The sequence below is a fragment of the Paenibacillus sp. RC73 genome (genome assembly GCF_044908085.1).
GTDB lineage: Bacteria > Bacillota > Bacilli > Paenibacillales > Paenibacillaceae > Paenibacillus > Paenibacillus terrae_A.
On the sequence record NZ_JBIYCV010000003.1, the window covers coordinates 171,982 to 184,136 of the forward strand.

Sequence of the window (12,155 nt, forward strand, 5' to 3'; positions counted from 1 at the left end):
AGAATGAAATCATGCAAAGAAAATATCCAAACCTATGTAAACCAATCACGATTGGAAATGTGACTTTCAGAAATAGAATGTTTGGCTCTCCTATGGGAGGTACAGATATTACAGCTGACTGCACTATTGGACCGAAATCTACAGCTTTTTATGAATTAAGAGCCAAAGGCGGTGCTGCGTCAGTCACGGTCAGTGAAGTTGTAGTTCATCCCGAAACGGAAGCTTCCCATATGTACCATCTGGATCTGGGGACAGTAGATTCTCTTGCTAGTTTTACCTATACTGCAGACGCTATTCGCCGTCACGGGGCAATTGCCAGTGTGGAATTATCTCATTCTGGACAGTATGCAGGAACTTATCTGACTGACAAAAATAAGAAACAAGGACTTGCTCAGTGGGGACCCAGCCCCGGAGTACGCCCGGACGGCAGAGAAGTAAAGGAACTTTCGCAAGAACTAATTGATGATATCGTAGCAGCTTATGGTAGCTGTGCTGGACTTGCCAAGAGAGCAGGTTATGAAATGATTATGGTTCATGGCGGACATGGATGGTTGATTAATCAGTTTTTTTCTCCTTATTTCAACCGCAGAACAGACAAGTATGGCGGATCTTTGGAAAACAGGGTGCGTTTTGCACAGGAGGTTCTGGACAGTGTCCGTGAAGCGGTGGGCTCTGGCTTCCCAATCGAGTTTAGAATGAGTGGCTCGGAGTTGTTTGAAGGCGGCTATGACCTGACAGAAGGTATAGAAATTGCTAAATTAATTGAATCAAGAATCGATTTGCTCCATGTATCTGCTGGAACTTATCAGACAGGCTTTGGTATCACACATCCTTCGATGTTCTTGCCTCATGGAAGTAATGTTTATCTTGCAGCAGAGATTAAGAAGCATGTAAGTGTTCCGGTTGCAACGGTCGGCGGATTAAATGACCCGGCTCAAATGGAAGAAATCATTGCCAGCGGTCAGGCGGATGTTGTTGAAATGGCTCGCGCATTACTGGCTGATCCAGAGCTTCCAAAAAAGGTGATGAGTAACCGCGACGAGGACATTATTAAATGTCTGAGATGCTTCACCTGTATGGCTGAACGTGCAGAAACATCCACAAGACGCTGTACGGTTAACCCATTAATTGGTCGTGAAATGGATGGAACAGAAATATATCCTTCCCCTAATCCACGTAAGGTTCTAGTAGCCGGCGGAGGCCCAGGCGGACTTTATGCAGCTCTTACTGCAGCTAAACGGGGACATAAAGTCATTCTATGTGAGAAGTCTGACGAGGTAGGGGGTATTTTGAGGGGAGAACAGGCGATTCCTTTTAAATATGAGATGTATGAGTTAGGTGTTACTCTCGGAAAACTGGCGAAAGACGCTGGCGTTGAGATTCGTTTGAATACACCTGTTACTAAAGAGTATGCGGAGAAAGAAAATGTGGATGCGTTAATTATAGCGGTTGGTTCCGCACCGCTTGTTCCTCCGATTCCTGGATTGAATGGTGATAACGTAGTCATTGTGAATGACTACTACCTGGAGAAGGACAGGGTCAGCGATAGCGTAGTCGTATTGGGAGGAGGTCTGGCAGGCTGTGAAGCAGCCATTCACTTTGCCCAGGAAGGTAAGACTGTTCATCTGGTAGAGATGAGAGCAGAGCTGGCTCCGGATGCTAATATTAGACATCGTCCCATTATGCTAAAAGAAATCGAAAAAAATAACATTCAAGTTCATTTAGGATTTAAAGGGCTATGTGTTACACAAGAAGGTGTTGTTTGCGCTGATCCCAATGGTGAAGAACATCTTGTTCCAGGCACTTCAGTCATTTGTGCGCTTGGACAACGAGCTAGAAGAAACGTAGTAGATGAGTTAATAGATTGTGCACCTTATGTTTCACAAATCGGAGATTGTGTGAAGGCATCTACGATCACGACTGCAATATATCAAGGATATCATGCAGCGCTTGATATCTAATGATCTGCGACTCACTATCACCACCTGGCCTGGGACGCTTCTGGAAGTTTAAGAGAGGCATTCGAACATAGCGGTTCAACAACAATCGCACAACTCCTGCAAATGAGTACAACATTGCGCAAGAGTTGTGCGATATTTTTTTAGGTTTAAGCAATATTCCAGATGCGAAAGTTAATTACTAAGCAACCTTACTTCATGCACCGTCGGGGTGTACCAGTTGTTCGGGTTATTAAATAACACCGCATTGACGAGATTAATTCGTACATAGCGTGCCTGGAAGTTAACCTTGTCACTGGTAAACCCATACGCAGTATTACTTGTGCGGTCAATGGTGGAATAGTTAACTCCATCCGCGCTGTATTCAATTTTATATTTGTAATACGCTTCAGATCCTTTGTACATAAACCAGGAAATATCCACTTCGCTGATCGTCTTCGTACTGCCGAGATCAACCTGCCACCAAGCGGGCCAGGATGCAGATGCAGCCTTCCATGAGGTTTGGGCATTACCGTCATTCGCCAGCGAAGCCGGAGAGCCGGATGCGGCTGAGTTAGCAGTCGCCGTTTTGCCTTGCGCGTGATTCACAAGCGAAGGCAGAATCATGTTGCCTGCCGCGGCATCCAGATCCCAACTGCTGTACCAGTTCAGCGTTGCCGTTTTGCTGGAGTCATTCAGGGTCAGCGGTAGCCATATAAACTTGTGGTCGCTCAGATTGAGCGGATTCCAACGGTCGCCCATATAGATGTAGCTGGTTCCTGCGCTGCCAGTAATGGTGGCGATGGAGTGAATTTGCGAACCATAAGCTGCTGGATCACCGAAGGGTGAAAGCGCAGACCAGCTTCCCGTCATGGAACTGGTGGTTGCATAAGCACCCTGGTTCGGATACCAGCCGGATGCCTGCGAGGTAAACAGGTAGTAGGTGTTGTTCTTTTTTACAACCGCAGGGGCTTCACGGTAGCCATTCTCGAAAATCCAACCGACGAACGATTGCACGCCCGTATAATCGTCGGTCAGCTTGAAGATCGCCATCGTATCGTTGGCACCGCCATTTTTGCGGGAAGCTGTAACGAGGTAGCCACTGCCGTCCGTATCCGTGAATACGGTCATATCGCGGGATTCATAATTCAGTGGGCGGAAGCTGCCTTGGTAGGCAAAAGTCCCGTCTGGTGTATCGCTGGTAGCGACAGCTACGCGGCCCAGCGAATAATCGGTGCCATTTTCATAATGCGCCCATAGCACGTATTTTCCGGTTGCTTGGTTATAAATGACCTTGGGACGCTCGATTTTGCTGGAATTCAGCTCAGGGGCGGAATCCTTGCTGAGAATAGTGCTGCGGAAGGACCAATTTTTCAGGTCGGTTGAGGTATATACGTTCACTTTTTCAAATTTCCAGTTCTCGGCATGCTCGCCGTACCAATAATAAGTGGAGCCTACCTTTAGAATATTGCCGCTGTTGGCCTGAATCGGATTACCTGCGGTATCCTTCCAATCCGTTCCGTTTGTAATAGCTGTGCTTGCTGCTGCGTTCAGCGATAGTGCTGCATCAGCATGAATGGTATCCAAACCATTCAGCGCTTCGACTCCATAGGTTGCATGGGTCACACCTGTCGTATCGGCATGCACTGCATTCGGTTGAAGCCCTGTACCGACCACTGCAAGTATGATGCATATCCATGCGCCCAGCCATTTGCTATTGATTAACTTCACGATATCATCTGCCTCCCTTAATGCGGATAGGATGACCAGAACAGCTTGTCCGGCACCTCATCTTCGATTTTATCTTAATTGGAAGCGTTTACAAGTGGAATAAATTGAAGTTTTTAGAATGGTGAAACTGCCGTAAAGGGGAAAGGTCATTGCTTATATTCTGAAACGTTTACGATTGTGCGTTTTGTCATTGACATGTTCACAAATTATTTCAAATTTAAAGTGACTGCAATCACACAGGCAACGATTTCTCGTCGGTATACTTGGCTGTACTTAGGTGGTGTACAAAGGGTGGCATGTTACGGAAGCGCCTTTTGCCTTTTGTTCACCTTATTTTAAAGAGAAGAGGGATGCTAGGATGCTGAGCGAGCAAACCATTGCAACGATCAAATCGACCGTACCTGTTTTAGAAGTACACGGAACTACAATCACCAAACGCTTTTACCAGATGATGTTTGAGGCTCATCCTGAGCTTCTCAATATATTCAATCACGCGAATCAGAAGCAAGGACGTCAACAGGGGGCGCTTGCCAATGCGGTATATGCGGCTGCACAGCACATTGACCGTCTGGAGGAAATCCTTCCGGTGGTGCGTCAGATTGCACACAAGCATCGCAGTTTGGGAATTCAACCAGAGCATTATCCCATCGTCGGAAAATATCTGCTTGCCGCGATCAAGGATGTGCTGGGTGAAGCGGCTACAGACGAGATCATCGCCGCATGGGCCGAGGCCTATGGTGTGATCGCTAATGTATTTATAGACGTGGAAGCTGAAATGTACAAGGAGGCGGAACAGCAGCAGGGAGGCTGGCCAGACTTTAAGAGCTTTGTTGTGCAGAATAAGGTCAAGGAAAGCGATCAAATTACGTCCTTTTATCTGGTGCCGCAGGATGGACAGGTGCTGCCTGCATTCGAGCCTGGGCAATACATCAGCCTACAGATGCGGATTCCGGGTGAACATAATACCCACATCCGTCAATACAGCCTTTCGGATGCACCGGGCCAACCTCACTACCGGATATCCGTAAAGCGCGAGGATGCTGTAGGGTCCCGTCCGGCGGGGAAAGTATCTGTGTATCTGCATGAGCAGGTGCAGGCGGGAGATGTACTACAGGTATCTGCACCGGCCGGCGATTTCACGCTGGATCGGACAGATCGCAGACCTGTCGTGCTGATCAGCGGTGGGGTCGGGCTAACCCCGATGGTCAGTATGCTGGCTTCCTTGGTGAAGTCTGCCCCGGATCGCCCCGTCACCTTTGTCCATGCAGCAGTCAATGGGGATAACCATGCTCTGCGTAATGAGGTGGAAAAGCTGGTCGCCACACATGCACAGGCCGCAGTCCGGTGGTGTTACAGCAGACCAACGGAGCAGGATCGGCTGGCGCAGGCTTTTCACAAGGAAGGCCGTTTAGATCTGGCCTGGTTGCAATCTGTGCTACCGGAACGTAACGCACAGTATTACTTTTGCGGTCCTGAAGCGTTCATGCAATCGGTGTATGGTCTGTTGAAGGAATGGAATATTCCTGCTTCGGATATCCACTATGAATTTTTTGGCCCTGCCAGTGCGTGGGAAGCAGAAGCGAAGTAAGACGTTTAAAAAGACGAAGGATAGCTTCCTTCGTCTTTTGTTGATCATCACGTTTGGAGTTTATATTAATGCTGTTCGTGTTACTTAAATGCTGTTAATCCTCAGACTGTTTCGTCCTGACCGGGAGGTCGCAGAAACGCTGCTTGCTGCGGCATATACTGGCGTAAAGCCTCCGGAATACGGATCGAGCCGTCCTCTTGCTGGTGATTCTCCAGCAGTGGAATCAAAATACGGGGTGAAGCAACTGCCGTATTGTTGAGCGTGTAGGCATATTGCAGCTTGCCGTTCGCATCCCGGTAGCGGATGTTGGAACGCCGCGCCTGAAAATTAAGCAATTGGGACGACGAATGCGTCTCGCCGTAAGCCTGTCGGCTGGGCATCCATGTCTCAATATCCACCTGCTTGTAAGTTTTTTGCGCCATATCGCCTGTACAGACGGCCATTTTGCGATAAGGCAGCTCCAGTTGTTGAAGCAGGTCTTCCGCATTGCGCGTAATCTCCTGAAACATCTGCTCCGAAGCATCCAGACTGGCTTCGCAGATCACCACCTGCTCGACCTTGGCGAACTGGTGAACACGATACAGTCCGTGTACATCTCTTCCGGCCGAGCCGACCTCATTACGAAAGCATATCGACACGGCTGCCAACCGGATGGGGTCCGTAACGTCCACGATTTCACCGCTGTAATACGAGACAAGCGGGACCTCCGAGGTACCGACGAGCCATTGATCCTCTCCTGCGATACGGTACGTCTGATCCACCCCGAGCGGGAAGAAGCCAGTGCTGTGCATCGCCTCGGCGCGTACCATCAGCGGAACGTCCAGCAGCTGGAAGCCCCGTTCGGTCAGCAGGTCCACTGCAAGTTGCTGTACTGCCCGGTGCAACGTGACTCCGGCTCCTGTCAGGTAGTAGTTCCGGGTTCCGGCTGTTTTGACGCCACGAGTAACGTCGATCAGGCTGTGAAGCTGACCGAGCGCCATATGATCGCGTGGCTCGAATCCCAAATCGGGAACCGTACCGATCCGCTCCAGTTCTACATTATCCTCATCCGATCTGCCCCGTGGTGTATCTGGCGAAACGATATTAGGAACCAGAAGCATGAGCTGTTGAAACTGCTCCTCCACTTCCCGCTGTGGAGCTTCCAGACGGTCTAACTGTCCGTTAATTTCTTTGACCCGCCGCTTGGTTTCTTCCGCCTGATCGCTCTTCCCGGCATGAATCAATGCACCAATATCCTGACTACATTGATTCCGCGTTTGACGGAGTTGCTCCACTTCCTGAAGCAACTGCTTTCTCCGGTTATCCAGGGTGAGCAGCTCTGCAACCGAGACCTGTATTCCTTTTCCATTTGCTGCTGCCTGAACCTGTTCCTGATGTTCTCTGATCCACTTGATATCCAACATGACACCGCACTCCTTTTCGGATAGAAATACAAAAAGCGCCCTCATCCACATGGGACGAGGAGCGCTCTGATCTCGCGGTGCCACCCAAATTGACCGAACAGCATGACAGATGTCATGACTCTCCAATCCACTTTGCTCCGCTATAACGGGCGGGTGTCCGGTTTACTTAGGAATACATGTTCATCTTGTACACTCATGTATGTTCCTTGGCGTAAACGCCTCCGAGTTGGATGCTCTTCACGGGCGTAATGTCGTTTGCTTTTTTGTTAGTATACGGATTTTTGGCAGGTTAATCAAGCTACAACAGCTTTTTAAGCTGCGATATACGGCCTTGTGACACGCCAAGCCATTGTGCATATTCGCCCTGCTTGGCATGGGGATGTTCATGTACCATTTTTCTTAGACGCTCGACTAATCGTTGTGATGATTGGTTGACTCTCTTTCCTTTGTACGCAGGTTTCTTAACCATCGGAACAGGAGTGCGACTAACGCCTATATTGCCTTTTAGCTCTTGTATACAGGTTTTACATAAAAGTGAATTTCTAAAATAGGTCAGATCTTCGACAGCATTACATAGGTTACAGGCGACCCCGATATACTTTCGCATACTCAAAAAACCGGTTTCAATATCCATATAAAATTCTAAAGGATCGCCAACATCGATACCCATAGACATCCGCATTTCTTTAGGAATAACGATTCGGCCTAACTGATCTAAAGAGCGAGTCATACCTGTATTCTTCATATGATATCCTCCTTCTTCATCTGTCTTGGCAAAGCTCATTCCTCCAGTTGGGCACTTGCCTGATCGAACACTTGTTGTATGAGCTGGCTTATGCGAGCTTCTGAGATACCCAACATGCCAGCATATTGCTGTTGTGTAGCATGTGGATGGCTTTCATATAGATCTAAAAGAAGTTGGGCCATGATCTCTTTGGGCTGAAAGACTTGTACACGCATAGATACGGTCTTGAGCATATAGTTGCAATTTTTACATATGAGAGAGCCTTTGAAACCACTTAATTCTTCAGTAGAGAGACAAAAATGACAAGACTGCCCGTAGTATCTTTGTAGTAATAGCGTACCCGTCTTTTCATCTGCAAAAAATTCAATAGAATGACCGTGAAAAATATCGCATGTATACAGGATTTCCTTGGGAATGACTAAGCGCCCTGTAGGGTCTAAGTTTTTTGTCATTTTTACATGAGGCATTGCCAAAAGACCTCCTATTACCAAGATAAAAAGCAATAAAATAGAAGCATTTATTCTTATTCCAAAATGTGGTATTATCAGGAGTAGTCGAAACTTTCATCATATTATAAGTTTCCAAAATATATTTTTTAAAAAAATGTGTATCATATTAAAGTTCACGCTGAAAGGGTGGTTTATTTATGGAAATCACACCCAAGATTAGAGCAGAATTAGAAAGATACCTAAAACAAGCAGGCTTGAGCATGACCGAGTTTGGACACATTGCTGGCATGAATCCGGGCACAGTAAGCGGTATTATAACGGGCAATCGTACCATTTCGGTGCACCAATTGGATCGCATTACGTTAGGAATGAATTTACCAACAGACCATTTCTATGAAAGATATATTGAAGAAAGTGTGATAGATGCACCGCTGAACTGGAGAAGAATTAGCCCGTTCTTGTACCGCTGTGTGCAGTTTCAGCGCGTAGACTGTTTGCAAAAAGTAGTAAGTGTGCTGCTGGATGATCTGGGCTATCTTCCTTATCTCTTTGCATTAGCAGAGGATTGTTATGAACAAGATTATCGGGAAGCAGCGGCTTACCTATACGAGAACATCGCCGAGGGCGAAAAACAGCAGCATTCGGAACGACTTGCGATCTGCCACTATCGCTTGTTCACTATTGCGATAGGAAGGGATCAAAATCTCAATATGGACGCCGCCGCCAAATTTGAATCGTTTGTCCATCGTTTGCATGAAGTAGATCAACTGGATGCACTCAAAGATTTAGCGAATGTGTACAGAGCATTGAGCCAGTGGGACAAGGTGTATAAGTATGCAAAGCAGATGGGACAGCTAGGGAGAATATACTATGACATGGTTCATAACTCTGGGCGCAAGGAAAAAGAACCACAAAAGAAGCTAAGTAGGCCACTTTTTGTATACATAGCCTATTCCGAGTTGCTGTGTGCTCATGCCTGTGATGCAAAAGGAGATCATGAGCAGGCATTAGCACATCTTCGAGGTTATGCTGATCTAAGCTGGGTCAAGGAAACTGACCCGGACACACTCCATTGGATGGGGCAATTTCAGCGATGGGTGAAAATTAATACGTACGTGAATAAGCTGATGTCAGGAGATGTGAGTGTCCTGCCGGATTACGTAGAATATATAGCTGGCGAGAAAGAGATTTTTGCAGAACTCTTAAACGTCATAGAAGCAGCCAATCGCTATCATATTGATGTGGATCATATCCTTCGGCGCTTTGAACCCCAAATTACGGCGTATCAGGAAGTTTCATCTACGGATATGTACACACAACAATTCTTACCACAGCAGTACGCACGGTTTTGGTATAAGATGGCTAAATACAGCCTAAATAAAGGTAGATATTCATATGGTTTCAAATGTTTAATAAACGCATTAGAAAAAGCTGGTACAATTAATCATGTACTACTTATTGCCAATTGTGCAGGTTTGTTTGACTGCTTCAGGGCATACGCCGCTCCTGAAATATTGGCTCAGTATCATTCTACTTACCAGGAGGTGTGGAAAGAAAATGATCAAAAAGATGGTTTTGTTCTTGACAGCAATTAGCTTTGTACTGGTACTCGTACTACCAGTTCAGGCTAAAGACCCTACCCTGGGCACATTCAAACCGCAAGACCACGTTGGTGGAGCTTGATCCAAGCACTATTTCATTACCATTGACCAGCCTAGCCTCTGGTCTTTTTTTTCTATAATTTGCTGATTTTTGATTGCTAAAATAGCGATTCATATTTCCACATTCCAACCTAAAATGAGATTCATTAGGAGGGGATGCGCTATGAATACAGATGAAACGTTAAATCAACAGTTGGAAGATGCCCGGCAACGATTGCATGATCTGTACGAACAGTATGGTTTCGGACATGCCTGTGTGCTTGAACAGTCTATGTTTTTGGATGAACTGATTAATCAGTACAACCGTATGTTTCAGACCAAGAAGCTGACCCAACTGATATAACCAAGCATCCTCATGCTTTCAGAGCCACATCACCTACACTGTTTTTCTTGCCTTAGCATGACGCCTGGTTTCGTTCAAGTAAATAAAACAGATGCTGTTTATGCAAAACTATCCCTCCTCTCATCTAACTAATATAATCATTCTATATAATGGCTTTTTTAAAAGAAAAATACATTAACATGTCATAAAATGTAATAATTTTCTTGAGGTATGGGTAAGAATCGATGCACATATTAATTTCAAAAACCAACCAATGACCCATAAAACCTATCCTTTGACCTTAAGGAAATGGCAATGCAAGCTTGTTAAAAGCTTTGTAAGGTTAGCTATCTAGGAGAGGGGATTCATTTATAGGGGATTATTGAACATTTGCCTAGAAAAACAGAAATCATGTGATATGATTATTATTGAAATAATTACCATTGATAAAAGAATATAATAATAATGCAATATGTTTGAAATGTGTTTTCGCATGCAATTTTCTTCACTCTATTTTTTGCTCGATTACATAAGATTACATACTTACATGTTTATACGTTGTTAGTCACTTTTTTTGTGAGTTTCTATGCAAAAGAAGTTTCTATAAAATAATATTATTTGGAGGAATAATCTATGAAAAAGAACAAATTATTGATTGCATCAGCCTTATCTGTTAGTTTGCTGGGGGCTGTTGCCATACCAAGTGCAATTTTTGCAGATTCAGACGTAAGTGATTCTGCAAATCCCCCCACTACTGCGACCCGAGATACTGGTACAACAACTACTGGTGACCATGTAGTAACTCCTCAAAAAGCAAGAGATGTTTTTAATGACACGTTCGACAGAAAGGACCCAGTATCACGCTTTGAATTAGACCCTGGATATGGGCATCTTAAAATTTTTGTAAAAAACAGAGGTAGTCAAACTATTACTTTTAGCTTGGTGCATAAAGACAGTGGGAAATTATATATTTCTAAGACTGTGGGCGCTGGTAGGGAGTTGTCCTGGAATAGCTTAGATTCTTTTTCACAAGGGCTACGGTCAGGAGATTATGAAATACAATGGAGAGCTGGCGGCGACGTTGTGAAAGTCACAACATGGGGTGTGTCAGGTCAATACCCGACCGATATTAGCTAATAAAACAAAAAATGTGGTAGTAGTATAATACAAAGGTTTACTGTTAAGTAAAACGCGACAAGAGAAGCAAAAAGGAAAGCTTCAGTCCATTCGGTCTAAAGCTTTCCTTGCTTCGTTTATCAACTCAATTTTGATTTTGAACCTCCAAATGAGTCTAGGAGAGCCGGGCAGATTTTAGAGAAACTCCGAACGATTGATTATAGGGTTAATATGGAATTGAAGAATATCATTACATCTTAGAGCTGAAACAATACAATACATAGAATCTTTTGGTGTAATCTGATGGTAGTTTTATCTAATATAAGGAGGAATAATCTATGAAAAAGAACAAATTATTGATTGCATCAGCCTTATCTGTTAGTTTGCTGGGGGCTGTTGCCATACCAAGTGCAATTTTTGCGGATTCAGAAGTAACTGATTTTGCGAATACATCCACTACAGCGACCCGAGATACTGGTACAACAACTACTGGTGACCATGTAGTAACTCCTCAAAACGTCGGAAATACTTTCGGCAGTAGAGTACAAGGAGGTGCAACGGTCCAAAGTTCCTTTGATGTTCCTAGAGGATATGGCCATGTTAAACTTACTCTGAAAAATAACTCTAGTTATCCAGTTAGAGTAAGTTTATTGCACAATGATTCAGGTAAAGAGTACATCTCTGGAACAAGAATCTCGCCTGGCAGTTCAATTACTTGGAGAAGTACTGATGAAGGTTACACAGACGGTTTGCGTTCAGGAAGCTACACTCTTCAATGGCGTGGTGGCGATTATAACGTTAATGCGGAATTCAATGGAATTGCCGGTTCACGGCCTGCGGATATCAGATAGCTTAACGGCTACTTTGTAGAACAACTTAATCATCCTGACAGGACCAAAACGAAGGATGGATTGTTTGTAAAAACACTTCAGTCAAAATGAAGTAGTTTACGATGTTTCAGAGGCTACAGATAAAACCAAAGTAATTATTGCATATGACGCTACTTATGTTAAGGAAGAATAACAAGTAAATTGTATTCAGGAGGCGGCCTCATTGGGGCCGCCTTTTTAATATTAAGTTAGCGCGATTTGTTCAACAGGTGTAGGATTTTTCTTTGGAGAATTTGTGATTCACAGAGGAATATTAAATCGGGAGAATAAACAGACTCAGGTTCAAGGTGGCGAGATCGCTATACCAATTTAA

10 protein-coding genes are annotated in these 12,155 nt (G+C 44.9%); 6 read left to right on the plus strand and 4 right to left on the minus strand.

All coding sequences use genetic code 11. From position 1 onward, the window contains the following. The first annotated feature begins 11 nt into the window (after positions 1–11). Complete coding sequence (locus ABH897_RS07695) at positions 12–1,961, plus strand: oxidoreductase (RefSeq protein WP_404591527.1); 1,950 nt, start codon at positions 12–14, stop codon at positions 1,959–1,961. A 171-nt stretch (positions 1,962–2,132) separates the two neighbouring features. Here the strand turns inward: ABH897_RS07695 and ABH897_RS07700 are convergent, their stop codons facing one another. Then, on the minus strand, positions 2,133–3,668 hold the full coding sequence (locus ABH897_RS07700) for a family 43 glycosylhydrolase (protein ID WP_404591529.1): 1,536 nt from the start codon (positions 3,666–3,668) through the stop codon (positions 2,133–2,135). 358 nt (positions 3,669–4,026) lie between these two features. Here ABH897_RS07700 and hmpA point away from each other — a divergent pair, with 358 nt between their 5' ends. Then, positions 4,027–5,256, plus strand: coding sequence for an NO-inducible flavohemoprotein (gene hmpA, locus ABH897_RS07705; RefSeq protein ID WP_404520504.1), 1,230 nt, complete (start codon positions 4,027–4,029; stop codon positions 5,254–5,256). 101 nt (positions 5,257–5,357) lie between these two features. Here hmpA and serS read toward each other — a convergent pair whose 3' ends face one another. From serS to ABH897_RS07720, 3 genes are all read right to left on the minus strand, one after another. Further along, complete coding sequence (gene serS, locus ABH897_RS07710; protein WP_404591531.1) at positions 5,358–6,659, minus strand: serine--tRNA ligase; 1,302 nt, start codon at positions 6,657–6,659, stop codon at positions 5,358–5,360. Positions 6,660–6,957: 298 nt separating this feature from the next. Beyond that, positions 6,958–7,404, minus strand: coding sequence for an AbrB/MazE/SpoVT family DNA-binding domain-containing protein (locus ABH897_RS07715; protein WP_283653824.1), 447 nt, complete (start codon positions 7,402–7,404; stop codon positions 6,958–6,960). 35 nt (positions 7,405–7,439) lie between these two features. After that, positions 7,440–7,871 (minus strand): AbrB/MazE/SpoVT family DNA-binding domain-containing protein, encoded by a 432-nt coding sequence (locus tag ABH897_RS07720; RefSeq protein ID WP_283653823.1) that lies wholly within the window; start codon positions 7,869–7,871, stop codon positions 7,440–7,442. A gap of 179 nt (positions 7,872–8,050) precedes the next feature. Here ABH897_RS07720 and ABH897_RS07725 point away from each other — a divergent pair, with 179 nt between their 5' ends. From ABH897_RS07725 to ABH897_RS07740, 4 genes are all read left to right on the plus strand, one after another. Next, positions 8,051–9,448 (plus strand): helix-turn-helix domain-containing protein, encoded by a 1,398-nt coding sequence (locus ABH897_RS07725; protein WP_404591533.1) that lies wholly within the window; start codon positions 8,051–8,053, stop codon positions 9,446–9,448. A gap of 229 nt (positions 9,449–9,677) precedes the next feature. After that, positions 9,678–9,857: a Spo0E family sporulation regulatory protein-aspartic acid phosphatase gene (locus ABH897_RS07730; protein WP_404520498.1), complete on the plus strand. Its 180-nt coding sequence runs from the start codon at positions 9,678–9,680 to the stop codon at positions 9,855–9,857. Between the two features lie 612 nt (positions 9,858–10,469). Next, positions 10,470–10,973, plus strand: coding sequence for a hypothetical protein (locus tag ABH897_RS07735; protein WP_404520496.1), 504 nt, complete (start codon positions 10,470–10,472; stop codon positions 10,971–10,973). Positions 10,974–11,290: 317 nt separating this feature from the next. Beyond that, positions 11,291–11,803: a hypothetical protein gene (locus ABH897_RS07740; RefSeq protein WP_404520494.1), complete on the plus strand. Its 513-nt coding sequence runs from the start codon at positions 11,291–11,293 to the stop codon at positions 11,801–11,803. Positions 11,804–12,155: the final 352 nt, after the last annotated feature.